The sequence below is a fragment of the Mycetohabitans sp. B2 genome, from assembly GCF_021733735.1.
In the GTDB taxonomy this organism is placed as follows: Bacteria; Pseudomonadota; Gammaproteobacteria; order Burkholderiales; family Burkholderiaceae; genus Mycetohabitans; species Mycetohabitans rhizoxinica.
Genome location: NZ_JAHKSP010000047.1, coordinates 127,615 through 151,557 on the forward strand (window position 1 = coordinate 127,615; position 23,943 = coordinate 151,557).

Annotated in this window: 19 protein-coding genes; 3 read left to right on the plus strand and 16 right to left on the minus strand. The window is 64.7% G+C overall.

Annotated features, from left to right (window positions below; all coding sequences use genetic code 11):
• Window positions 1-14 precede the first annotated feature (14 nt).
• The 4 genes from KPG66_RS10515 to KPG66_RS10530 all read right to left on the minus strand — a co-directional run bounded on the left by KPG66_RS10515 (window position 15) and on the right by KPG66_RS10530 (window position 7,689).
• Window positions 15-1,454, minus strand: coding sequence for a DHA2 family efflux MFS transporter permease subunit (locus KPG66_RS10515; RefSeq protein WP_237070846.1), 1,440 nt, complete (start codon window positions 1,452-1,454; stop codon window positions 15-17).
• Between the two features lie 243 nt (window positions 1,455-1,697).
• Window positions 1,698-3,218: an efflux transporter outer membrane subunit gene (locus tag KPG66_RS10520; protein WP_442929427.1), complete on the minus strand. Its 1,521-nt coding sequence runs from the start codon at window positions 3,216-3,218 to the stop codon at window positions 1,698-1,700.
• A gap of 1 nt (window position 3,219) precedes the next feature.
• Window positions 3,220-6,393, minus strand: a complete 3,174-nt coding sequence (locus tag KPG66_RS10525; RefSeq protein WP_237070847.1) for an efflux RND transporter permease subunit — start codon at window positions 6,391-6,393, stop codon at window positions 3,220-3,222.
• A gap of 18 nt (window positions 6,394-6,411) precedes the next feature.
• Window positions 6,412-7,689, minus strand: a complete 1,278-nt coding sequence (locus tag KPG66_RS10530) for an efflux RND transporter periplasmic adaptor subunit (RefSeq protein ID WP_237070848.1) — start codon at window positions 7,687-7,689, stop codon at window positions 6,412-6,414.
• A gap of 409 nt (window positions 7,690-8,098) precedes the next feature.
• Between KPG66_RS10530 and KPG66_RS10535 the strand changes: the two genes are divergently transcribed.
• Complete coding sequence (locus KPG66_RS10535; protein WP_041754455.1) at window positions 8,099-8,743, plus strand: TetR family transcriptional regulator; 645 nt, start codon at window positions 8,099-8,101, stop codon at window positions 8,741-8,743.
• A 58-nt stretch (window positions 8,744-8,801) separates the two neighbouring features.
• Here KPG66_RS10535 and KPG66_RS10540 read toward each other — a convergent pair whose 3' ends face one another.
• From KPG66_RS10540 to KPG66_RS10555, 4 genes are all read right to left on the minus strand, one after another.
• Complete coding sequence (locus KPG66_RS10540; protein ID WP_041753805.1) at window positions 8,802-9,164, minus strand: DUF427 domain-containing protein; 363 nt, start codon at window positions 9,162-9,164, stop codon at window positions 8,802-8,804.
• A 109-nt stretch (window positions 9,165-9,273) separates the two neighbouring features.
• Window positions 9,274-9,705, minus strand: coding sequence for a carboxypeptidase-like regulatory domain-containing protein (locus KPG66_RS10545; RefSeq protein WP_237070849.1), 432 nt, complete (start codon window positions 9,703-9,705; stop codon window positions 9,274-9,276).
• Between the two features lie 146 nt (window positions 9,706-9,851).
• The gene (locus tag KPG66_RS10550; RefSeq protein ID WP_237070850.1) at window positions 9,852-11,216 is read right to left on the minus strand and encodes an ATP-binding protein; all 1,365 of its coding nucleotides are present in this window, start codon (window positions 11,214-11,216) and stop codon (window positions 9,852-9,854) included.
• A 9-nt stretch (window positions 11,217-11,225) separates the two neighbouring features.
• A complete protein-coding gene (locus KPG66_RS10555) occupies window positions 11,226-11,885 on the minus strand; it encodes a response regulator (RefSeq protein ID WP_237070851.1) in 660 nt (219 codons plus the stop codon).
• 403 nt (window positions 11,886-12,288) lie between these two features.
• Here KPG66_RS10555 and dacB point away from each other — a divergent pair, with 403 nt between their 5' ends.
• A complete protein-coding gene (gene dacB / locus KPG66_RS10560; protein ID WP_442929429.1) occupies window positions 12,289-13,896 on the plus strand; it encodes a D-alanyl-D-alanine carboxypeptidase/D-alanyl-D-alanine endopeptidase in 1,608 nt (535 codons plus the stop codon).
• 424 nt (window positions 13,897-14,320) lie between these two features.
• Window positions 14,321-15,412 (plus strand): SGNH/GDSL hydrolase family protein, encoded by a 1,092-nt coding sequence (locus KPG66_RS10565; RefSeq protein ID WP_237070853.1) that lies wholly within the window; start codon window positions 14,321-14,323, stop codon window positions 15,410-15,412.
• Between the two features lie 74 nt (window positions 15,413-15,486).
• Here KPG66_RS10565 and KPG66_RS10570 read toward each other — a convergent pair whose 3' ends face one another.
• From KPG66_RS10570 to KPG66_RS10605, 8 genes are all read right to left on the minus strand, one after another.
• On the minus strand, window positions 15,487-16,530 hold the full coding sequence (locus KPG66_RS10570; RefSeq protein WP_237070882.1) for an L-threonylcarbamoyladenylate synthase: 1,044 nt from the start codon (window positions 16,528-16,530) through the stop codon (window positions 15,487-15,489).
• 44 nt (window positions 16,531-16,574) lie between these two features.
• Window positions 16,575-17,729, minus strand: coding sequence for a 5-(carboxyamino)imidazole ribonucleotide synthase (locus tag KPG66_RS10575; protein ID WP_237070883.1), 1,155 nt, complete (start codon window positions 17,727-17,729; stop codon window positions 16,575-16,577).
• 191 nt (window positions 17,730-17,920) lie between these two features.
• Complete coding sequence (purE, locus tag KPG66_RS10580; RefSeq protein ID WP_237070854.1) at window positions 17,921-18,493, minus strand: 5-(carboxyamino)imidazole ribonucleotide mutase; 573 nt, start codon at window positions 18,491-18,493, stop codon at window positions 17,921-17,923.
• Window positions 18,494-18,506: 13 nt separating this feature from the next.
• The gene (locus KPG66_RS10585) at window positions 18,507-19,403 is read right to left on the minus strand and encodes a phosphoribosylaminoimidazolesuccinocarboxamide synthase (protein ID WP_237070855.1); all 897 of its coding nucleotides are present in this window, start codon (window positions 19,401-19,403) and stop codon (window positions 18,507-18,509) included.
• A gap of 126 nt (window positions 19,404-19,529) precedes the next feature.
• Window positions 19,530-20,594 (minus strand): class II fructose-bisphosphate aldolase, encoded by a 1,065-nt coding sequence (gene fba, locus KPG66_RS10590; protein WP_237070856.1) that lies wholly within the window; start codon window positions 20,592-20,594, stop codon window positions 19,530-19,532.
• A 164-nt stretch (window positions 20,595-20,758) separates the two neighbouring features.
• Window positions 20,759-22,195 (minus strand): pyruvate kinase, encoded by a 1,437-nt coding sequence (pyk, locus tag KPG66_RS10595; RefSeq protein ID WP_041753810.1) that lies wholly within the window; start codon window positions 22,193-22,195, stop codon window positions 20,759-20,761.
• A 175-nt stretch (window positions 22,196-22,370) separates the two neighbouring features.
• Window positions 22,371-23,585 carry a phosphoglycerate kinase gene (locus KPG66_RS10600; protein WP_041753811.1) on the minus strand — a complete coding sequence of 405 codons (1,215 nt, stop codon included), beginning with the start codon at window positions 23,583-23,585 and terminating at the stop codon, window positions 22,371-22,373.
• A gap of 145 nt (window positions 23,586-23,730) precedes the next feature.
• Window positions 23,731-23,898, minus strand: coding sequence for a hypothetical protein (locus KPG66_RS10605; RefSeq protein WP_157864432.1), 168 nt, complete (start codon window positions 23,896-23,898; stop codon window positions 23,731-23,733).
• Window positions 23,899-23,943 lie beyond the last annotated feature (45 nt).

The window sequence follows — 23,943 nt, forward strand, 5'->3', positions numbered from 1 at the left end:
CCACCGGGCCGCGATCAATCGGTCAGCGCCGCATGGGCATCGGGCGCGGGCGACTTGACGCGCAGCAGTGTGGAGCCGAGCACGCCGGCCAGCAACGCAAATAGTGCACCGATGCCAAATGCGGCGTGATACCCGGCGTTGAGCGCAGCCTGCGCCACGGTGCCGGACGCGGTCAGCGCGTCGGTGCGTGCCGCCGCGACGCTGGCCAGCACGGCCAGTCCCAGCGCGCCCCCCATCATGAACGCCGTATTGACCACACCGGACGCGAGCCCCGATTCGGATGGATCCACCTCGCTCATCGCGGCCAACAGCAACGGATTGAACGCAATGCCCGCGCCCACGCCCAATAGCGCCATGCCGGGCAGCACGTTCAGCAGGAAGCCGCCGTCCAGCGGCGCGCGCGCAAACAGCGCTAATCCGAGCGCCGCAGCCAGCAAGCCGACGCCGAGCGGACGGCGGATTCCGAAGCGCATGATCAGCCGGGCTGACAACCCCAGCGAAAAAAACGCCATGATCAGATTCCCCGGTAGGAACGCGAGCCCCACCTGGAGCGGGTTGTAGCCGAGCACGCGCTGCATGTACAGCGCGGAGATGAAGAACCAAGCGAACATGGCTGCGGCCCACAACATGGCAACCAAGTTCGCGACTGCAACGTTGCGCAGGCGGAACAACCCGAGTGGCATCAGCGGCGCGCGCACCCGCGCCTCGATGACAATGAAGCCGATGAGCAGCGCAACGGCCAATGCGATCAATCCGAGCGTCGTGGGCGAGAACCAACCGGCCTGGTTGCCGTTCACTATCGCGTAGACGGCCAACATCAACGACGCGGTCACCGTGATCGCGCCACCGATGTCCATGCGTGCCGGCGGCGCCTCAGCACGGCGCGATGGCAGCCATGCCGCGCACAGCCCATAGACCGCGATGCCGATCGGCAGATTGACCAGGAAAATCCAGTGCCAGTTCAACGCGCTTGTTAGGAGGCCACCAAGCAGCACGCCAATGCTGCCACCGCCGGCGCATACAAAACCGTACACTCCCATCGCGCGGGCGCGCTCGCCCGCTTCGGTGAACAGGTTCATGATCAGCGACAGCGACACCGCGGACACCACCGCCCCGCCCAGACCTTGCACCGCGCGCGCGGCGACCAGCGCGTGCTGCGTCGTCGACAACCCGCACGCGAGCGACGCGACGGTGAAGAATGCGATGCCGGCCAGGAATACACGACGGTGACCGTACAGGTCGCCGAGCCGTCCGCCTAGCAGCAAGAAACCGCCAAAGGTCAGCATGTAGGCGTTGACGACCCACACCAGGGTGGTTTCCGTGAAACCAAGATCGGCACGGATAGACGGCAGGGCGACGTTGACGATCGTCGTATCGAGCACGATCATCAGCACGCCAAGACAGAGTACCGCCAACGCGAGCCAGCGTTTGCGGTGGTCCAGGCCGGCGCTCATCTATGACATCTCCTTCGAAGCAAATACGCGCCACCGCGCGCGGCCATGACCGCACGCAGTCGCATCGCAAAGGCGCGCACCCGCATCGTGCATCCCGGTACGGTTCGGCATGACCAGGATACAACTGAATAACTGAATGCGACCGGATTACTCCAACGAAGCCGGTACAGTCTAGCGTGATGGTACCTCTCGTTACGACCGGGCGGTCCGGTGCGAATCGCCGCACCGGACCGCGCATCGCACTTAGCCAGCGCTCGCCGACGCTGCCACGGGCGCGCTCGCCGCACCCAGCGACGCCGGCGCGTCAGCCGGCCGCGGGGTATCGCCGGTGTGCTGCAGCCAGCCGCCGCCCAAGTATTGATACAGGTCGACGAGATTTGTCAGCCGGTTCAACCGCGCCGAGATCAGCGACTGCTGCGCGCCGTAAAGGTCGGTTTGTGCAGTCAGCACATTCAGATAGCTGTCAACGCCATTGCGATAACGCAATTCGGACAGCTCGAGCCGCCGTTGCTGCGAGGCTACATAGCGGTCCAATGACTGGATCTGCTGATCATACGTGCCGCGCGCGGCCAGGCCATCGGCCACCTCGCGGAATGCAGTTTGGATCGCCTTTTCGTACTGCGCGATCGCAATTTTCTTGCCGACGTCGGCCAATTGCAGATTCGCGACGTTCAACCCGCCCTCAAAAATCGGCAAGTCGATCTTCGGCGTGAAGCCCCAGGCAGCCGATCCCGGCTTGAACAACCCGTCCAACGTCGGCGATAGCGTACCGAAGTTGCCGGTCAACGAGATATTCGGAAAAAACGCGGCACGCGCAGCACCGATATTCGCGTTGGCCGCTAGCAACCTCTGCTCGGCCTCCATCACATCCGGACGGCGCGTGAGCAGCTCTGACGGCAGGCCGGCCGGAATATCGGCGAGCAGGCTCTGCGCATGCAGCGGCAGGCCGGCCGGCAGGTCTTCCGGCAGCGGCTGGCCAACCAGCAGCACGAGGGCATTCTCGGCCTGCGCGCGTACGCGCTGCTGCGCCTGCAGGTTGGCACGCGCCTGCTCGACAATCCCCTGCGACTGGTGCAAGTCAAGCTCGGAGCCAATACCGGTGTCGAACTGCAGCTTCGCTAGGTGATACGACGCGCTCGCAGTATCGAGCGTGCGCTGCGTGAGCGCGAGTTGCTCGTCCGCGGCCAACACCGCCAGGTATTGGTCGGCAACCTGCGACACCAGCAGGATCTCGGCGGCCTTGCGCGCCTGGGCAGTCGCCAGATACTGCGCGAGCGCCTGATCCTTCAGGCTGCGCACGCGGCCCCAGAAGTCGATCTGCCATGACGCCGACAAGCCAACCGAATACTGGTTGCTGATCGTGCGGTCAAGAAACGACAAATTCCTCGGCGTACGCGTCTTGGTCTCGCGGCCCACCGCGTCCAGTGTCGGAAACAGGTCCGCGCGGGTGACGCGATACTGCGCGGCGGCCTGCTGCACCTTCAAGACCGCGACCGCGAGATCCCGGTTGTTATTCAACGACAACTCGATCAGTCGCTGCAAGCGCGGATCGTTGAAGAACTCGCGCCAGCCGATATCAGCGGCGGCCACGCCGTTGGCGCCCTGCTGGCCGGGCGCCACACGCGGCTGCGTCGCATAGACGCCGCTCTGCGCAAACGTCGATGCAACAGGCGGCGCTGGGCGCTCGTACTTCGGCTGGAATGTGCACGCCGATACCAGCGCGGCAACGGCCACGCAGATCGGAAGCTTGCTCATCGGTTTCATATCAATGCCCTTGCTGGTTCGAGCCGTTACCTTCGATGCGTGACGGCGTCGGCTCACCCGCCTGCTTGTTGTCCGAGCCAAAACGATCGCGGATCACGACATAGAACATGGGGATCATGAAAATCGCCAGGAACGTTGCAGTCAGCATCCCGCCGATCACGCCCGTGCCGATCGCGTGCTGGCTGCCCGAACCTGCGCCGCTGCTCACCGCGAGTGGAAACACGCCGAGGATGAACGCTAGCGAGGTCATCAGGATCGGACGCAACCGCAGACGCGCCGCTTCCATCGCTGCGGCCATCGCGCTCATGCCCTCCTTCTGCTGCAGCTCGCGGGCGAATTCGACAATCAAGATCGCGTTCTTCGCCGACAAGCCCACCGTGGTCAACAGGCCCACCTGAAAGAACACATCGTTTTCCAGCCCGCGCAACGTCACCGCCAACAGGGCGCCGATCACCCCGAGCGGCACGACCAGGATCACGGCGAACGGGATCGACCAGCTTTCATACAGCGCCGCCAGGCACAGGAACACGACGAGGATCGAGATCCCGTACAGGATCGGCGCCTGCGACCCCGACTGGCGCTCCTGGAACGACAAGCCGGTCCATTCGAAGCCGATGCCGGCGGGCAGCTTCGCGGCAATCGCCTCCATCGCCGCCATCGCCTGGCCGGTGGACTTGCCCGGTGCGGCCTGGCCCTGGATCTCGACTGCCGAGATGCCGTTGTAGCGCTCCAACTTCGGCGAGCCGAAGGTCCAGTGACCCGTGGAGATTGACGTGAACGGCACCATCGTGCCCGACGCGCTGCGCACGTACCAGTTTGCCAAGTCCTCCGGATTCATCCGGAACGGCGCGTCCGACTGCAGATACACTTTCTTGATCCGGCCATCGGTATCGAGGAAGTTGTTGACGTACTGCGATGCCCATGCGATCGAGAACGTCTGGTCGATCGCGGACGGCGACACGCCCAGCGCCTGCGCCTTCTCCCGGTCAATGTTGATCTTGAACTGCGGTGTGTCGTTCAGCCCGTTCGGGCGCACCAACGCTAGCATCGGGTCATTCGCGGCCATGCCGAGCAACTGGTTGCGTGCGGCCATCAGCTTGTCGTGACCCAGGCCACCGCGGTCCTGCAACTCGAAGTCAAAACCCGATGCGGTACCGAGTTCCGGAATCGATGGCGGATTAACCGGAATCACCATCGCGTCCTTGTACGTCGCGAAGTGACCGAACATGCGATGCACCAGCGCCTGTGCGCTCTGATCCGACGCGTGGCGCTGCGAGTAGTCCTTCATGCGAACGAAGGCCAGCCCAGCGTTCTGCCCGCGGCCCGCGAAGCTGAAGCCGTTGACGGTGAACACCGACTCGACGATATCCTTCTCGTCCTCCAGCAGGTAGTGCTGCACGTCCTGCAGCACCTTGGCAGTACGCTCCTGCGTGGAGCCGGACGGCGCCTGCACCAGCACGAACATCATGCCCTGGTCCTCATCGGGCAGAAATGAGGTCGGCAGCCGCATGAACAGCAGTCCCACTGCGACGATCACGGCCAAGTAGATGATCAGCCAGCGCCCGGAGCGTCGGATCACATGCTGCACGCCGTCGTGGTACTTGTCGCGGCTGCGGTTGAACGTGCGGTTGAACCAGCCGAAAAAGCCGGTCTTCTGCTCGTGATGGCCGGCCGGAATCGGCTTGAGGATCGTCGCGCACAGCGCCGGCGTCAGGATCAACGCCACCAGCACCGACAGCACCATCGCGGAGACGATGGTCAGCGAGAACTGCCGGTAGATCGCGCCCACCGAGCCACCGGACAGTGCCACCGGAACGAACACGGCCGACAGTACGAGCGCCACGCCAATCAGCGCGCCGGTGATCTGCCCCATTGCCTTGCGCGTCGCCTCGCGTGGCGATAGGCCCTCCTCGGCCATCACCCGCTCGACGTTTTCCACCACCACGATCGCATCGTCTACCAGCAACCCGATCGCCAACACCAGGCCGAACATCGACAGCACATTGATCGAGAAGCCCGCCGCGTTCATGATCGCGAACGTGCCGAGCAGCACCACCGGCACCGCGATCGTCGGGATCACAGTCGCGCGCAGGTTCTGCAGGAACAGGTACATGACCAGGAACACCAGCACGATACCCTCGAACAGCGTCTTGACCACTTCCTCGATCGACAGCTTGACGAATGGAGTCGTGTCGTACGGGTACTCAACGACCAGCCCCTGCGGGAAGTACTTCGACAGCTCGTCGATCTTCTGGCGCACCGCCTTGGCCGTGGCCAGCGCGTTCGCGCCAGTGGCCAGCTGAATGCCAAAGCCCGCCGTGGGCTGACCGTTGTACTTGGTATCGAAATTATAGTTTTCACCCCCAAGCTCCACGCGCGCGACATCCTTCAACCGCACGCGTGAACCGTCGGGGTTCACTTTTAATAAAATGTTGCCGAACTGCTCCGGCGTATTCAGCAGCGTGGCCTCCGTGATGGTTGCCTGCAACATCTGTCCGGGCTTCGCAGGCGTGCCGCCAAGCTGGCCGCCGGCGACCTGCACGTTTTGCGTCAGCAACGCCTGCTGTACGTCGATCGGCGTCAGGCTATAGTTCGTCAACTTGGTCGGATCGAGCCAGATGCGCATTGCATATTGCGAACCGAACAGCGTGACCGTGCCAACACCATCGATCCGACTGATCGGATCCTGCACTTTCGAGGCAACATAGTTTGCGAGGTCGTACTTCGACATGCTGCCGTCTTTCGACACGAACGCCATGACCAGCAAAAAACTGCTGCTCGACTTCGTCACCTTTGTGCCGAGTTGCTGCACCACTTGCGGCAGCAGTGGCGTAGCCAGCTGCAGCTTGTTTTGCACCTGGACCTGTGCAATGTCCGGATCCGTGCCCGGCGCGAACGTAAGCGTGATCGTCGCGCTCCCGGAGTCGTCGCTGGTGGATGACAGATACAGCAAGTGATCCAGCCCGCTCATTTGCTGCTCGATGACCTGCGTGACGGTATTCTCAACCGTTTTCGCGGATGCGCCCGGATAGTTCGCGCTAACCTGAATCGCCGGCGGCGCAATCGTTGGATACTGCGCGACGGGCAACTGGAAGATCGACACGACGCCCGCCAGCATTAGGATGATCGCGATTACCCAGGCAAAGATCGGACGATCAATGAAGAATTTGGCCATGAAGCGATGCTCCTCGGATTATTGCGCGGCGCTTGCATCGGCCGGCGCACTCGCGGCGGCCTGGCTGGCCCCGCGGGGCGCGGCGGGCTGCACGCCAGATGCGGCCGGCGCCCCGCCGGGCGACGGGCTCGCCGTCATTTCGGGCGGCAGTTGCGCGGGCACCGGCTTGACGGTTGCCCCCGGGCGCACTTTCTCGGTGCCCTGCACGATGACGCGTTCACCCGGGTTCAGGCCGCTCTCGACAATCCAGTTCGCGCCATGGGTTCGGCTGGTAACCAACTGGCGCAGCGCGACCTTGTTGTCTGGGCCGACCACCAGCGCGGTCGGCATGCCTTTCTGGTCGCGCGTGATACCGACCTGCGGCACGACAATTGCCCGCTCGTTCACCCCCTCGACGATGCGCGCGCGCACAAACATACCGGGCAGCAGCACGCGATCCGGGTTTGGAAACAATGCCCGCAGGATGACCGAGCCGGTGGACTGATCGACCGTCACGTCAGCAAACTGCAGCTTGCCCTCGATCGGATAAAACGTGCCGTCCTCAAGCATCAGCTGCACTTTCGCGCTGTTCGAGCCCTGGGTGCGCAAGCGCCCCTGCTGGATCTCGCGCCGCAATCGCAAACCATCCGCGCTTGATTGAGTCAGATCGACATACATCGGATCGAGTTGCTGCACGGTGCTCATCAGCGTGGCCTGGTTCGCCTGCACGTATGCGCCCGGCGTGACAACGGACAGACCGATGCGGCCATTAATCGGTGATACCACGTCGGTATAGCCCAGATTGATGGCAGCTGTCTGCACTGACGCCTTGCCGGCCGCGACATCCGCCTCGGCCTGCCGCTCGGCGGCCACGGCATTGTCGTAGTCCTGCTTGCTGATCGCGTTCGAGGCGACCAGCACCTTGAAGCGCTCCGCCTGAGCACGGGTCGATGCGAGATTGGCTTGCGCCTTGGCGAGCGACGCCTTCGCGCTGGCGAGCGCGGCCTCGTACGGCGCCGGGTCGATCTTGTACAGCCGCTGGCCGGTCTTGACCTCGCTACCCTCGGTGAATTCGCGGCGCTGCACGATGCCGTCCACGCGCGCGCGCACCTGCGCAACGAGGTACGCGCTGGTGCGCCCGGGCAAATCGGTAATCACCGGCACCGGCTTGGGCTCCACCGTCACCACGCCGACTTCGGGTACTTGCGCCGGTGGAGCGGCTGGCTTCTTGCCGCACCCGGCAAGCACGAAAGCTGCGGCTACCGCGGCCGCCGCGGTAGCGGGGAGAAAACGTACTCGAACCCAATCGACGCGCATGGAACGCACCTCTGTATCTGACTGTGGCTAAGAATTGGAAGGACCCCGCGCCTAGAACTGCCGGGGCGCGTCTGCCGACGCCTGATCACAGGCCGTGCGCAAATACTGCGGCGCCCGGAACCAAAATGCACCGCCTAGGTTGCATACGGCGGGAGCACGCGGTGAGCTTCACTTTATCCGCGCGCGCCGGTCAGCAACCGTACCCGGCGTGTCGTGCAATCCGTGAGGAAAACGCCGGTTGGCCTGACGATCAACGAGTGCTATTGTATATACATTCATTGCTGAATGTATATTACCGTACACTTCTAAAGTCATTCATTGCACACCGCCCCACATTGTGTGCAATTCATCCGGGCCGCTGGTGCCGGCCCTGCAATTTGCGCAACAGCGCTTGCGCAACAACGAGACCATGAGAAGGACCAAGGAAGCAGCGCTTGAGACGCGCAACCACATTCTTGACGCGGCCGAAATAGTATTTTTTGAACGAGGTGTGGCGCGCACGTCACTCGCGCATGTCGCCGTGGCCGCTGGATTGACGCGCGGCGCGATCTACTGGCACTTCAAAAATAAGGCCGACCTGTTCACCGCGATGGTCGATCGGGTCACGCTGCCAATGGAAACACTGGTCGAGGCCACCATCGACTCGCGCGAACAGGATCCGCTTGGCAGACTACGCGACGTATTCGTGTTCTGCTTGCGCGATGCCGCACAAAATCCCCGCAGCCGGCGGGTTTTCGAGATCCTGTTCACGAAATGCGAATACACTGAGGATATGGGCCCCGTGCTGGAGCGTCACCGTAACGCGACCCGCGATGGCCGCGCGCGGCTGGAGGTCGGGCTGCGCAATGCGATGGCCAAGGGCCAATTGTCCGCCGAGTTGGATCCGCGGCGCGGCGCCCAGTTGCTGCATGCGTTCTTCGGCGGCATCCTGCGCGATTGGTTGCTTGACCATACGTCGATCGCGCTGGCACAAGAAGCGGAGCGTATCGCAGACAGTGGTTTCGCGATGCTGCACAGCCCGGCGACGCTCACCGCGCCCCGCTTGAGGCGCTGACCGGCTCATCGGCACCGAGCTGCCACTTGGGCGCGGCAGGCGTCGCGTTCGGTGGCCGTCACGATGTCTGTTCAATCTGATCGACCCGATCCGGGTAAAACGCAATATAGCCAGCGATGGAGACAAGCGCATCGAACGGTTCTTCGTAGCTCCACGCCGCGTTCTCGACGATGCCGTCCTCGGTTCTCAGATGAAAATAGCTTGCGTCGCCCTTGTGCGGGCAATGGGTACGATGCGCCGATCGTGTCAGCCGCGCCATGTTCACGTCCGCGCGCGGCAGGTATTGGACCGGCGCCAGGCCGGTCTCGTGAAGCGTCAGCGCGTGCAGCGTGTCCGCATAAGTGACACCTTGCTGGATGACGCGAACGCGGTGCGGATTACTGACGATGGTAATCGGGTGTTCGTCTGACGATGCATACATCCGAACCTCCGTTAAAAAGCCACGGCAACACAGTCGCAGCCGTGGCACCTATTCTCGGCAAAATGACGCTGCCGCACCTCGTGCGTCGCGCCGGCGAAACGCGCCGCGCTTACAGCTGCGACCAGCGGAACACAAGCGTCGCGTGGCGTTCCAGCTTAATCGACTTAGTCTGTGCCGTGTCCTCGTACTGCGCGCGTACCGTGTAGCGTCCAGGCGCGAGCTTGACCAGCATGTACGGACCCTGCGAGATCGTATCGAGCACGCTCTGGCCGCCCGCCCGCGTGATGGTCACCTGCACGTCGGCCAGGTATTCGTTGCGCGAGCCGGTGAATCGCAACGCGAGCGGCCAATGTGGCATCTCGCGGCGCAACGCCTGCGACTCGTCCAACCCGATGCCGCCCGACGTATAGCTGACCTCGCCCTGCGTGCTGACCGGCGGCACGCCGTTGCTGTCCTGCGCGTGGACCCGCGTGGCAAAGCCGGTGACGCCGAGCAAGCTGGCCGCCAGCACGGCAAGCCCCCTTTGATGGCGGTTTTTCATCGTGTCACTCCTTTCCTTGGCTGGTTTAAGGACGGCGGATCCGCGGCGCGCCGCGCACACGGACCTTCCCTACTGTACCGACCCGATCAACGGCATACGGTTCCAGCGAACCACGCGGCCAGTAAACTTTGTTACACCGGCGTTTTTCATGGGCCGTCACATCGGGGCCGAGAGGCTTCGCGCGTGCCACCCGGGTGCCGCGTAAAGGTAACGCTGACGCGCAATCCGCATCCGCCCGGCCCGTCGTCCAACTGCAATGACGCACCGTGCTGCTGCGCGACCCCACGCACGATGGCCAGGCCCAACCCGCTGCCGCAGATCTGTGCGAGCGACTCATCGCGTGCCGGCATCCGATAGAACCGATCGAACACGCGCGCGCGCTCCGCTGCCGGAATGCCGGGCCCGGTGTCAACGATCTGCACGCGCGGCCGGCCAGCGCCGTCGACATCGGTCGACACGTCGACGCGCCCGCCCCTTGGCGTGTACTTGACCGCGTTGTCAACCAAGTTGCCGATCATCATGCGCAACGCGTCGGGGTCGCCGAACACAGTCGCGTCCGCGGCCCCATCCATGCCCAGATCCACGCCGCGTTGCGCGGCAAGCGTCGTATACGCGCGCACGCTGTCCTCGACCACTGCACGCAACGACACGGGTGCCCCTGCGCTGGCGCAGTCCGCGCCGGGCTCGGCACGCGCGAGCGCCAGCAATTGCTCGACCAGCCGCGTCGCGCGCTCGACCCCGTGCTTCAGGTCCGCCGTCGCCTCGCGCCGCGCCGCGTCGTCCCGCGCACGCTCCAGCAATTGCACCTGGATCTGCAACGCGGCCAGCGGCGTGCGTAACTCATGCGCGGCATCGGCGACAAACGCGCGCTGCGTATCCAGCGCATGTGCCAGCCGCTCGAGCAATCCGTTGAGCGCGCGCACCAGTGGCTGCACCTCGTTGGGCAGCCGCTGGTCCGGCAACGGGTCGAGCGCGTCCGGCTGCCGCGTGTCCAACGCAAGCGCCACGCGGCGCAATGGCTTCAGCCCGCGACCGATGACCAGCCAGACGGCCACGCCCAGCAGCGGCAACAGCATCAGCGAAGGCCACAGCGTACGCAGCGCCACTTCCGCCGCCAGCCGGCTGCGCACGCTCATCGGCTGAGCGAGTTGCACGACATTGTCGCCCACCACCGCGCTGTAGACCCGCCAGTCGCCACCGGACGTGTGTTCGGTCGAAAAACCCAGCCTGGCGCGCGGCGCGAGGGGCGCGCGCGGGTGCGAATAGTACAGTTGCACGCCCTCGCGGCTCCAGATCTGGATCACAACACCGCCGCTTTCCGGATCGCCCGCGCCGAACGCGGAACTGAACGGCTCCGATGGCAACGCCGCGGCAGTTTGCTGCAATTGAAAGTCAAACAGCTCATTGGCTTCGGCCCGGGCCTGCCGAAAGGTGAGCCAGCCTGCCAGGCCGAAGCCCGCCAGCAGCACCGCAATCAGCGAGATCAGCAGTTGTCGGCGAATCGAATTCATCGGCCCGCGTCACGCCTTCGGCATCATGTAGCCCAGCCCGCGCACGGTGCGGATCAGTTCCGCGCCAAGCTTCTTGCGCAGCGAATGGATATAGACTTCGACCGTATTGCTGCCAATCTCCTCGTTCCAGCCATAGATCTTTTCCTCAAGCTGACTCTTGGAGAGCACCGCGCCAGGCCGCGCGAGCAGCGCCTCGAGCAACCCATACTCGCGCGCGGACAATGCAACGGGCACACCCTCGAGCGTGACCTCGCGCGCGGCCGGATCCAACGTCAAGCCGCGGTGTCGGATCACTGTCTCGGCCCGACCGGCCTGGCGGCGCACCAGGGCCCGCATGCGGGCGCCAAGCTCGTCCAGATCGAACGGCTTGACCAGGTAGTCGTCCGCGCCCGCGTCGAGCCCCTTGACGCGATCGGCCACCGCATCACGGGCGGTCACGATCAGCACTGGGAACACATGTTTTTTGGCACGCACCGTCTTGAGCACGTCCAGGCCATCGCGCTGAGGCAATCCGAGGTCGAGCAGCATCAGATCGTACGGCTCGCCGTCAGCGGCCAGGATCGCCGCGGCGCCGTCCTGGACCCAATCCACTGCCCAGCCGTCCGCGCGCAGCGCCTTGCGCACACCTTCGGCGATCATCGAGTCGTCTTCGACGAGTAAAACACGCATAGTGCCGACCGTTCGTTCATCTACAAATGAGCCATGCGCACATTCTATCCTTGTCGCCACACCGATCCGGCGTATCGCCTCCCCGTGTCGAATCGCCCCATGTCGAATTTTTGTATCGTGGAGCCGCCGGCCTGTCCTATTGTCACTACAATGAGCGCTTTGCGCGCAACTGGCCACCATATCGGCGTCAGCGCGTTTTGATCGCTCGCGCTTCTCTATGCTTCCGCATCCGCTCGCTTTCTTTGGTCGCTTCACCCGCCCCGGCTTCGGCTGCCCATTCCTGTTCGCTGTCCGATTGCACCGCCATAACGTCGATGTCCGCCAGGGCGCTGCGTGCGTCACGCCCCTCCCGCGGCAAACGGACGGTGCGGCACAGCGGTCGCGCCGCCGGTGGCTGGCCGTGATGCTCGCGTGTGCGGCATGGGTTGCACTGCCAAGCGTGCCCACGCCGGCCTTTGCCGACGCGAAGCCCCAGGCCAAGGAATGGCGGGCCAAGAGCAAGGTAAGTCGCAAGGTAAATCGCAACGCGGCAGCCAACGCTTCGTGCGCCAAGACTCGCACGAAACGCTACAAAGGCAAGACTGCGGGCCGCGCGGCCAACGTAGCGTCCGGCCCGCTGCCCGCGCCGGTAATGGCTGGTCTTGCGCGTGCGCGGGTGCCGCTCTCGTCGGTCAGCGTCGTCGTGCAGCGCGTGGGCGACACGCGGCCGTTGCTCGCGTGGAATGCGAGCAAGGCTATGCTGCCCGCATCGACGATGAAACTGGTGACCACCTACGCCGGCCTGTCGATCCTCGGCCCGGATTATCGGTGGCGCACGAGCGCGTACCGGGACGGCAGCATCGACGCCTCCGGCGTACTGCACGGCAACCTGTATATCCAGGGCACAGGCGATCCGAAGCTCGTGCCGGAGGAATTGCTCGACCTGGTGAACAAGATCCGCAAGCAAGGCATCATCGCGCTAAACGGCAACCTGGTCCTGGACAAGCGATGGTTTGACGCATCCACACGCGACCTGCCTGCGTTCGACGAGAACACCACCTCACCGTACAACGTCGGCCCGGATCCGCTGCTGTATGCGTTCAAGTCGTTGTCCTTTACGCTGAATCCGTCGCCAAGCGGCGACGTAGCCATCGACGTAAAGCCTGCGCTCGCGCAACTGAAGATCGTCAACCAGTTGCGCGAGACGCGCGGCGCGTGCACCGGCGTGTTGCAAAGCGTGACCCCGACCATCAAGCCGACGCCGCAAGGCATCGTGCAGGCAGTGTTCAGCGGCGGCTATCCGAGGCGCTGTGGCGAGCGTACCGTCAACATGGCCGCACTGGATCACTCGAGCTTTTTTGCCGGTGGTTTCCTAGCACTGTGGAAGCAGACCGGAGGCACCTTCACCGGCACGGTGCGCGAAGGTGCAACGCCGCCCAACGCCCACCCAGTGGCCACCCATCGCGGGATAGTGCTATCGACGATCGTGAACGACATCAACAAGTTGTCGAACAACACGATGGCGCGCAATCTATTCCTGTCGATCGGCGCAGTCGGAGCGCGCCCGATTGCGTCGCACCTGCCCGTCACGCTCGCCCCGCCGGTGCCGTCCACGCCCGCGCGCAGCGCACAGGTCATCCGCGACTTTCTGGCCAAGAGCGGGCTGGCCATGCCCGAGTTGAAACTGGACAATGGCTCTGGCCTGTCGCGCAACGAGCACGTCAGCGCGGCGTCGATGGCTCAACTGCTGGTGGCGGCCAACGCCAGCCCTGTCGCGCAGGCTTTCGTCGCGTCGTTGCCCATTGCCGGCGTGGACGGCACGATGCGTCACCGGCTCACCGGGGCACCGGTGGGCGGCAATGCACGGATCAAAACGGGCACATTGCGCGGCGTGCGCGCGATTGCCGGCTATGTCGCCGCGGCGAACGGCGAAAGCTACGTGGTTGTGAGCTTGATCAACGATCCACGCGCCGCCGCCGCGCGGCAGGCACACGATGCCCTGCTCGAATGGGTATACCACCGCGCCCGATAACGCTCGTCGGCCGACACCGCGTTTCAAGCATCCGGAAAAACCCTGACGGCACACGAAGTGCGGCGTGTCTTATTGAGTAAAGCTTCTAGCCGATAGACATAAACTTCGATCAAAGTCGGTGTACCCTTAACCCGTTCTTGCAGTGGCCCGCTCAGACGGCTTCAGCGAGACGGAACGCCGGTGCACCCACGCCTGGCACAACAATGACAATGCATGAGCGGCACCCTGCCGCTCGAGACGCATATCGGAGGACGCGGATGCGGTTCGACGCCATTTGGCTGCTGCCGGCGCCCGGGCAACGTTTCGTTATCCGTATCGATTCAGTCCACCGCGATGTCAGCTCGGCAAGCGCGCGACGTGTGGCGTGCGGCCGCTCACGACCTATCTGGCCTGATGGCCCGGCCCACCCGTACGAGGAGACACAATGAAGAATCAGCAGAACACGTGGCAGCGCTTCGTGCGCACAACAGTCGCATGTTCCACATTCGCGCTGCTCGCCGCATGCGGCGGTGGCACCAGCGGCGACTCATCGACGCAGATTCCAGCGGGAAACATCCGGCTGCAAGTGGTCACGTTCGGCGACAGCCTATCCGATGCTGGCACCTATGCGGTTACCAGCACGAGCACCGCCGGCCCGCTCGCGTTGGGCGGCGGCCGCTTCACGACAAATCCCGGGCAGGTGTGGACGCAGAACGTCGCGCAATACTACGGCGATACGCTCACGCCGGCGTTTAAGGGAGGCTTCGGCGTGCCGCTGAGCGCGGCGGGCGGCTTAGATTACGCGCAAGGCGCGGCCACGGTCAATACCAGTGGCTCGACCACCGGCGTTGGCATGACGGCCGAGCCCGTCACCTGGCAGGTTAGCGCCTACCTGCAGACGCACGGCAGCTTCAACAGCAACCAATTGGTGCTCATAGAGGCCGGGGCCAACGATGTACTGGGCAACGCGCAAGCGTTGGCGGCCGGCCAAATCACGCAAGCCGTGGCGAGACAGAACATCACGACGGCGGCCATCGCGCTCGCCCACGTAGTCGGCCAGATCCTGCAGGCCGGCGCAACCAAGGTGGTCGTCGCGAATCTGCCCAACATCGGCATGACGCCGCTTGGTGTGTCCAGCGCCGATGGCGGCACCGGGCTCACGCAACTGTCGGCCGGCTTCAACACCGCGCTGAAGGCAGCGCTCACGCAAGGCGGCATCGACCAGAAGGTCATCCAACTGGACGTGTTCTCGTGGATCACCAACCTGGCGGCCCACTACCAGGCCAATGGGTTCAAGGTCGGCGCCACCGGTACCGCATGCAATTTGACCAAAATGGTCACGTCGGCACAACAGGCCGGCGTACCCAATCCGGCCTCGTATGGCACGTCGCTACTGTGCGCGCCGGACAGCTACACCGAGCAGAACGCGGACCAGACTTATATGTTCGCCGACCAGATCCACCCAACGACCCGCACGCACCAGTTGTTCGCGCAATTCGTGCAACAGCAGATCGCGGCGCACGGCATCGGCAAGTAATTGCCCGGTAACGCGCGCAAGCCACGCGTGGACAGCGATGGGGCGCCCGACCGGGCCACCCTGGTCCGATCGCGTCAGACGCCGGCTTCGAACGCCGCCGCCGCGCGCCGCAGCCGGTCGTTGACCGCTGCCCACTCGGCGGTAGCTGGCAATGGCTCGATGAAGATACGCAGCACGTTCGCGCCGTCCAACTCGCGCAACATCCGGTAGAGTTCACGCGCATACACGTGCGGATCCTCGGGTGCGGCGACGAACTGTAAGTTGGGCCGTGCACACAACGCCTTGGCCTGTGGCAGGTCGGCGCGCGCAATGACCGCCAGTCGTTCATGCGGCGCATGGGCGGCGACCTCGCACAGGATTGCCTCGAGCGGCAGCAACGCGAGCGGCGTGCGCGGTGCATAGTGCGCCTTCAGCGTGCCGGAGGCGCGCGGCACCGTGGCATCGCTACCGTCGGGCAGCCGCGGCGCCGCGCCGAGCACGTCGGCGATCTGCTGCGGAGTGATTCGCCCAGGGCGCAGCAGCGCCGGAAAGCCACGCGACAGGTCGATGATCGTCGACTCGATGCCGACATCGCATGCGCCACCATCCAATACGTGCACGCTGTCGCCAAACTCATCGCGCACATGCTGCGCGGTCGTCGGGCTCACATGGCCGAACTTATTCGCGGACGGCGCGGCCACACCGCCGTGGCCGTGCTGCAAGTCGGAGAACGCACGCAGCAACGCCTGCGCCACCGAATGCGACGGACATCGCAGCCCGATCGAGTCCTGCCCGCCGCTCACCGCGTCCGGGATTGCGTCGGCCCGTTTCAGGATCAACGTCAATGGCCCAGGCCAAAACGCATCGATTAAGCGGCGCGCCTCCGAACCCAGCATCCGGACCCAGCCACCGGGATCGTCACCTGGCGCCAGATGGACAATGACGGGATGGGTCGCGGGCCGGCCCTTGGCTGCGTAAATGCGCGCCACGGCCTGTGGATTGCGGGCATCCGCGCCCAACCCGTACACCGTCTCGGTCGGGAACGCAACCAGTTCGCCGGCGTCCAGGCGGCGCGCGGCAGCATCGATTGCGGCCGGCGCCGGCCACCCGAGCATCGGCGCGTCGCTGTTGGCAGACATCGGCGTTGGCGCGCCACGCCCGTCGTTGCGTTGCCGGGTGCCGCTCATTCGAGTGGAATATGCAAAAGGCGCGCGCAATCGCGCGCGGCCGCCCGGGCTTCGTCCAGCGTCGGCGCAGTCAGTGTCAGATGGCCCATCTTGCGCCCGACGCGGGCTTCTTCCTTCGCGTACAGGTGCAGGTGCGCACCCGGCATCGCGGCAACCTCGTGCCATGGCGGCACGCGCGGCGTCTTGTCTGCAAACCACACATCGCCAAGCAAATTCAGCATGACCGCGGGCGAATGCTGACGCGGGCAGCCCAGCGGCATGCCAGTCATCGCGCGCACCTGCTGCTCAAACTGGTTCGACACGCACGCGTCAATCGTATAGTGGCCGGAATTGTGCGGCCGGGGCGCCATTTCGTTGGCCACCAGCGAGCCGTCCTTCAGCACGAAGAACTCCACGCACAGCACGCCGACATAGTCCAGTTGTGCCGCGATCGACAGCGCCGCAGCCTGCGCCCGCTCGATAAGCGCCGCATCCGCAACCGGCGCCGGCGAGATCGTCTGCGACAGAATGCCGTGACAATGGATATTTTGTGCGACCGGAAACACCGCCGTCGTGCGCTCCGCGCCACGCGCGACGATGACCGAAATCTCGTACGCGAGCGGCAGCCGCTGCTCGAGTACGCACGCGACGCCGCCCAGCGACGCATGCGCGACGCGTACCTCGTCTGGATTGCACACGCTCATTTGCCCCTTGCCATCGTAGCCGAGACGCGCGGTCTTCAGGATCCCCGGCAGCACCGCCGCCAGGGCCTCATCGGACAGGGCCTGCAGCGCGGCCGGGGATTCGATCACCACGTGGGGCGCGACCGGTACGCCGGACTGCTCGATCCAGCGCTTTTCGGCGATACGGTCCTGCGCGATGGCGACGCACTGCGCGGACGGGCTCACGCAGGTAGTGCGCGCCAGCCAGTCCAGGCTAGCGGCTGGCACATTCTCAAACTCGGTCGACACCGCCGCGCACAGCCGCGCCATTTCAGCGAGCGCCTCGCGATCGTCATACGCGGCGCAAAGATGGCGATCCGCAACGCCGGCCGCCGGACAGGTGATCTCCGGATCCAGCACGGCGACACGGTAGCCCATCGCCTGCGCGGCAAAACAGAACATCCGGCCGAGCTGGCCACCGCCGACCATGCCCAGCCACGCGCCCGGCATGATGGGCGCGCGTGGATAGGCCGGCGCGCCGAATGTGGGCGAGCTGGCACGCGCCGTCGAGAATGAACCCGTGCCTACGGGTAAACGAGCATCTGTCATCTTGTCAGCATCATTAGGTCAGCGGCAGAGCCCCTGGACACACAATTCAATGCCGAAGGCCGCCACGCTGGCGCCTCGGCCCACGCGGCGCGTCAATCCACCGGCAACACCATCGCCCGCGCGGCATCGTTCTGACGCACACGGAACGCTGCGAGCCTGGACGCGAAGCCGTCCGCGTCGACCGGCGCGCCGGCACTGCCCGCGCTCGCGAGCAACGCCACGGCGAACAACGCGGCATTAGCCGCACCGGCCTCGCCGATCGCGAACGTCGCGACCGGCACGCCCTTGGGCATCTGCACGATCGAGTGCAACGAATCCACGCCCCGCAAGTACTTGCTGGCCACCGGCACGCCGAGCACCGGCACCGTTGTCTTGGCCGCGAGCATGCCGGGCAGGTGCGCGGCGCCGCCCGCGCCCGCAATGATCGCGCGCAGGCCGCGCGCGCGCGCGGCCTGCGCGTAATCGAACATTTCATCGGGCATCCGGTGCGCGGATACGACGCGTGCCTCGTAGGACACGCCGAACTCGCGCAGGATCGCCACGGCGTGCTGCATCGTGTCCCAGTCCGATGAGGACCCCATGACCACGCCAACCAGCGGGTCCGAGTGACTGTGCGCGCTGCCGGGCTGCACGGGTTGCTGTGCTTGCTGCTTGACTTCGTTCATCGCCGCGCCTCCGTTATTGATGCAGCGGCTGGCCCGTGAGCCGCTCGAGGGCTTCACGATACTTCGCCGCGGTCTTGTCGATCACCTCGCGCGGCAGCTTCGGCGCCGGCGGCGCCTTGTTCCACGGCTGCGCCTCCAGCCAGTCGCGCACGAACTGCTTGTCGAACGACGGCGGATGGGTGCCGACCCGGTATTGATCCGCAGGCCAGAACCGCGACGAGTCGGCGGTCAGCACTTCGTCCATCAGATACAGCTTGCCGTCGTCATCGAGCCCGAACTCGAACTTGGTGTCCGCGATGATGATCCCGCGCGTGGCCGCGTAGTGCGCAGCCGTCTTGTACAGCGAGATGCTGATGTCGCGAATGCGCGCGGCCAGCTCGGTGCCAATACGCTGCTCAACCTCGGCAAACGTAATGTTCTCGTCGTGATGGCCGATGTCCGCTTTCGCCGCCGGCGTGAAGATCGGCTCCGGCAGCCGTTGCGCATTTTGCAGGCCCGACGGCAGCACGACGCCGCACACCGAACCGCTAGCCTGATAGTCCTTCCAGCCACTGCCAGCGAGGTAGCCACGCACCACCGCCTCCACCAGGATCGGCTGCAGGCGCCGCACCACGACCGCGCGGCCGGCGACCTGCGGCACCTCATCGGGCGCGACGACACTTTCCGGCGCCACGCCGGTCAAGTGGTTCGGCACCATGTGCGCAAGCTTGTCGAACCAGAAATTGGCCATTTGGTTCAGCACACGCCCCTTGTCCGGAATCGGCTCGCCCAGGATCACGTCGAACGCCGACAGGCGATCGGTCGTCACAATCAGCAATTTGTCGTCGCCGACCGCATAATTGTCGCGAACCTTGCCGCGGCCCAGCAGCGGCAGCGACTTCAGCGTGGATTCATAGAGCACAGAGGGCATCGTCGGGTCCCAGAAAGTGGAAAAGCCGTTCCGCGGCAATGCGGGAACGGCGTGTATTGTAAACCGGGCGCGGCATGGCGCCGCGTCGCGCAACCGGCAACACGCACCGGCCCGGTTGGCGGCGAATCAGCGCACCACTTGCTTGAGCGCGCCCGACTTGTATTGCTCAGCGATCTTGTCCAGCGGCAATGGCTTGATCTTGCTGGCCTGCCCTTCGCAGCCGAACTGCCGATAGCGCGCCAGGCACACCTTTTTGGCTGCTTCGCGCGCCGGCTTCAGGTAGTCGCGCGGGTCGAACTTGCTCGGGTTCTCGACGAAATAGCGGCGGATCGCACCGGTGATCGCCAGTCGCAGGTCCGTATCAATATTGATCTTGCGCACACCGTGCTTGATGCCTTCCTGGATTTCCTCGACCGGCACACCATACGTTTCCTTCATGTCGCCACCGAACTCGCGGATTTCCGCCAGCAGCTCCTGCGGCACCGACGACGAGCCGTGCATCACCAAGTGCGTGTTCGGAATCCGCGCATGGATTTCCTTGATCCGGTCGATGGCCAGAATGTCGCCGGTCGGCTTCTTCGTGAACTTGTAAGCGCCATGGGACGTACCGATCGCGATGGCCAGCGCATCGCACTGCGTCGCGCGTACGAAGTCGGCCGCCTGCTCGACGTCGGTGAGCAGTTGCTCGCGCGTCATCGTCCCTTCCGCACCGTGACCGTCCTCCTTGTCGCCCTTCATCGTCTCGAGCGAACCGAGCACGCCGAGCTCGGCCTCGACCGTTACGCCGATCGCATGCGAGAACTCGACCACTTGTCGCGACACCTCGACGTTGTACTCGTAACTAGCGACCGTCTTGCCGTCGGCCTGCAGCGAGCCGTCCATCATCACGCTGGTAAAGCCACTGCGAATCGCCGCCATGCAAACCGCCGGCGATTGCCCGTGGTCCTGGTGCATCACGATCGGCAGATGCGGATAAGACTCGACCGCCGCCTCGATCAGATGACGCAGGAACGCTTCACCCGCATATTTGCGCGCACCCGCCGACGCCTGCATGATCACCGGCGCATTCGCCTCGTGCGCGGCCGCCATGATCGCCTGCACCTGCTCGAGATTGTTGACGTTGAACGCCGGCAATCCGTAGCCGTTTTCAGCCGCGTGATCCAACAGTTGACGCATCGATACGAGAGGCATGTTTCACTCCTTCAATGAGAATTCTTCCCGGCATTGGCCGCGCTACCGTGGGCCGCGCGCATCCATATTGTGCCGTGCGCCGCGCGCTGCCTCGATCGGGCGCTGTCGCGTCGGTCATCGGCCATTATTGTACGTTGACTGGGACGCGCCCAGCGGCGAAAACCTCAGACGATGTCGCCCACCTTGACGATCTTCAGCGTATTGGTCCCACCCGCCTGTCCCATCGGCTCGCCCACGGTCAACACAACCATGTCGCCGCGCACCGCGTAGCCGTTCTTTACCAGCACCTCGAGCGCCTGCTGTAGCGCCGTATCGCGGTCCAGGCTCGATTCCAGATGCAGCGGCACCACATTGCGGTACAGCGCCATCATCCGCTCGCTGGCCACGCGCGGCGTCAACGCATAAATCGGCACATGCAGCCAATGCCGACTCATCCATAACGCGGTCGCGCCCGACTCGGTCAGCGCAATAATCGCCTTGGCGCCGAGGTGGAACGCAGTGAACAGCGCTCCCATCGCGATCGACTGGTCGATGCGGGTGAACGTGCGATCCAGGAAATCCTTGTCCAACTCGACGTGCTCGGACTTTTCCGCCTCCACGCAGATAGCCGCCATCGTCTCGATGGTCTCGACCGGATGCCGGCCGGCCGCGGTCTCCGCGGACAACATCACCGCATCGGTGCCGTCCAGCACCGCGTTGGCCACGTCCGAGACTTCCGCCCGCGTCGGCACCGGGTTCTGGATCATCGACTCCATCATCTGCGTGGCGGTGATCACGGTCTTGTTCGCCTCCCGCGCCATCCGGATCATGCGCTTTTGCAGCGCCGGCACCGCCGCATTACCGACCTCCACCGCCAAATCGCCGCGCGCCACCATGATGCCGTCCGATGCATCGAGGATCTCCTGCAATGCCGGGATCGCCTCGGCACGCTCGATTTTAGCGATCATCTTCGGCTTGTGACCGTACGGCGCGCCGGCGATGTTCGCGAGCTGCCGCGCCATCTCCATGTCCGTCGCATTTTTCGGGAACGACACGGCAACCAGATCCGCGCCGAGCGCCATAGCCGTACGGATATCCTCCATGTCCTTCGCCGTCAGTGCGGGGGCGGACAGACCGCCGCCCTGCCGGTTAATCCCTTTATTGTTCGACAATTCGCCGCCGACCTTCACGCTCGTGTGGATCTCCCCGCCGATCACCCGCTGCACGCTCAACACGATCAGGCCATCGTTGAGCAGCAAGATATCACCGGCCTTCAGATCGCGTGGCAGGTCCTTGTAGTCCAGGCCGACGCGCTCGTCGTTGCCCAGTTCGCACGCGGCGTCCAGCACGAACGGCGCGCCCGGCACGAGCGTCACGCGGCCGTTCTCGAACTTGCCGACGCGGATCTTCGGACCTTGCAGGTCCGCCATGATCGCCACTTCACGGCCCGCCTGCCGCGCAGCCTCCCGCACGAACTCAGCACGCTGGCGATGATCGTCGGCGGTGCCGTGCGAGAAATTCAGCCGCACAACATCCAGCCCCGCCGCGATCATCCGCGACAGGATGTCTGGCGAACTGGACGCGGGTCCGATGGTGGCGACAATCTTGGTAGCGCGATGCATGAGTCTCCTTGACTGAGTTAAAGCGCTGCATAAAGCGCTGCCGCAGAGGCGATGGCCCGGAGCGGATGCGACACCGACGCCACGCCGCAACGCGCGGCTGGCCGGGCCAGGACAGCCGCGCCGCCATGTTGCGGCGTCGGCGGTAAGTGGCACAAGGTCGCGCGCCGCAACCCGTTTATGTGTCGGCGTTGCCGGCTTGCGCACGGCTTTGCAGCACCTGGACCGCGGGCAGCGTCTTGCCCTCGAGGAACTCGAGGAAGGCCCCCCCGCCGGTCGAGATATAACTGACCTTGTCATGAATACCGTACTTCGCAATCGCCGCGAGCGTATCGCCGCCGCCTGCGATGGAGAACGCCTCCGACTGCGCGATGGCCTGCGCGAGCGTCTTCGTGCCGTTGCCGAACTGATCGAACTCGAACACCCCGACAGGCCCGTTCCACACGATCGTGCCGGCCTTTTCCAGTTGCGCGGCCAGCGCGGCCGCGGTCTGCGCACCGATGTCCAGGATCATGTCGTCGTCAGCCACCTCGCTTGCCGCCTTGGTCTGCGCCTGGGCGCCCGGCGCAAACTCTTTCGCGGTCACCACGTCGGTCGGAATCGGCACCGACGCTCCGCGCGCGTTCGTCGCGTCGATGATCGCCTTGCTCTGGCCGACCAGATCCGCTTCGGCCAGCGATTTGCCGATCGGCAACCCGGCGGCTAGCATGAACGTGTTTGCGATGCCGCCGCCCACGATCAGTTGGTCGACCTTCTGGGCAAGCGACTCCAAGATTGTCAGCTTCGTCGACACCTTCGAGCCCGCCACGATCGCCACGAGCGGACGTTTCGGGTGGCCGAGCGCTTTGCCCAACGCATCGAGTTCCGCCGCGAGCAGCGGACCGGCGCACGCGATCTTCGCGTACTTCGCGATCCCGTGCGTGGTCGCCTCCGCGCGGTGCGCGGTGCCGAACGCGTCATTGACGTAGACGTCGCACAGCGCGGCCATCTTTTGCGCAAGCTCGTCCGAATTCTTCTTCTCGCCCGGGTTGACGCGGCAATTCTCGAGCAACACGACATCGCCGGGCGCCACGTTTACACCATGCTCGACCCAGTTGGCCACCAGCGGCACGTCGCGGCCGAGCAACTGGCCCAGGCGCTTAGCCACGGGTGCGAGAGAGTCTTGCGGCTTAAACTGCCCTTCGGTGGGGCGGCCCAGGTGCGAGGTCACCATCACCGCCGCGCCGGCATCAAGCGCCTGGCGGATCGCCGGGACCGACGCGCGGATGCGGGTGTCCTCGGTGATGTTGCCGGCATCGTCTTGTGGCACATTCAGGTCGGCACGGATGAACACGCGCTGGCCGCGGAGCTTTCCGTCCGCGATGAGGTCGGTCAAACGCAGAACTTGAGTCATGAGGTTGGCTTGACAAAGTTGAGGAAAGGGTAAAGCCGCGGCGCGGACGAGGTGACGCGCACGCCGCCGTCGCGTGATGCGCATCCGGTGAACCACCGGGCAAGCGGACGGCCCGGCCCGTGCAGCTCGCCGGGAACATGTCATTCTAGCGCATCGGATGGAGCGATCGAAGTATCAGAAGTTGCGGCAGGGCTGCCAAAAAGTACTGGATCACCGGCACGGAATCGTGGCATGCCGGTTCAGCCCTGGACTGACCCGGAGCGCGCACAGGATAGATGTTCAGCGCGGGATAGGCGTTCAGATAGGCGCTCATTAATCGCCGGCGGTGCCATCAACGGAGTACCACCCGCCCGGCCCG

Coding starts and splice junctions, on each gene's coding strand:
- KPG66_RS10515 (WP_237070846.1), bottom strand. CDS start 1,454: ATGAGCGCCGGCCTGGACCACCGCAAACGCTGGCTCGCGTTGGCGGTA.
- KPG66_RS10520 (WP_442929427.1), bottom strand. CDS start 3,218: ATGAAACCGATGAGCAAGCTTCCGATCTGCGTGGCCGTTGCCGCGCTG.
- KPG66_RS10525 (WP_237070847.1), bottom strand. CDS start 6,393: ATGGCCAAATTCTTCATTGATCGTCCGATCTTTGCCTGGGTAATCGCG.
- KPG66_RS10530 (WP_237070848.1), bottom strand. CDS start 7,689: ATGCGCGTCGATTGGGTTCGAGTACGTTTTCTCCCCGCTACCGCGGCG.
- KPG66_RS10535 (WP_041754455.1), top strand. CDS start 8,099: ATGAGAAGGACCAAGGAAGCAGCGCTTGAGACGCGCAACCACATTCTT.
- KPG66_RS10540 (WP_041753805.1), bottom strand. CDS start 9,164: ATGTATGCATCGTCAGACGAACACCCGATTACCATCGTCAGTAATCCG.
- KPG66_RS10545 (WP_237070849.1), bottom strand. CDS start 9,705: ATGAAAAACCGCCATCAAAGGGGGCTTGCCGTGCTGGCGGCCAGCTTG.
- KPG66_RS10550 (WP_237070850.1), bottom strand. CDS start 11,216: ATGAATTCGATTCGCCGACAACTGCTGATCTCGCTGATTGCGGTGCTG.
- KPG66_RS10555 (WP_237070851.1), bottom strand. CDS start 11,885: ATGCGTGTTTTACTCGTCGAAGACGACTCGATGATCGCCGAAGGTGTG.
- dacB (WP_442929429.1), top strand. CDS start 12,289: ATGCTCGCGTGTGCGGCATGGGTTGCACTGCCAAGCGTGCCCACGCCG.
- KPG66_RS10565 (WP_237070853.1), top strand. CDS start 14,321: ATGAAGAATCAGCAGAACACGTGGCAGCGCTTCGTGCGCACAACAGTC.
- KPG66_RS10570 (WP_237070882.1), bottom strand. CDS start 16,530: ATGTCTGCCAACAGCGACGCGCCGATGCTCGGGTGGCCGGCGCCGGCC.
- KPG66_RS10575 (WP_237070883.1), bottom strand. CDS start 17,729: ATGCCGGGCGCGTGGCTGGGCATGGTCGGCGGTGGCCAGCTCGGCCGG.
- purE (WP_237070854.1), bottom strand. CDS start 18,493: ATGAACGAAGTCAAGCAGCAAGCACAGCAACCCGTGCAGCCCGGCAGC.
- KPG66_RS10585 (WP_237070855.1), bottom strand. CDS start 19,403: ATGCCCTCTGTGCTCTATGAATCCACGCTGAAGTCGCTGCCGCTGCTG.
- fba (WP_237070856.1), bottom strand. CDS start 20,594: ATGCCTCTCGTATCGATGCGTCAACTGTTGGATCACGCGGCTGAAAAC.
- pyk (WP_041753810.1), bottom strand. CDS start 22,195: ATGCATCGCGCTACCAAGATTGTCGCCACCATCGGACCCGCGTCCAGT.
- KPG66_RS10600 (WP_041753811.1), bottom strand. CDS start 23,585: ATGACTCAAGTTCTGCGTTTGACCGACCTCATCGCGGACGGAAAGCTC.
- KPG66_RS10605 (WP_157864432.1), bottom strand. CDS start 23,898: ATGAGCGCCTATCTGAACGCCTATCCCGCGCTGAACATCTATCCTGTG.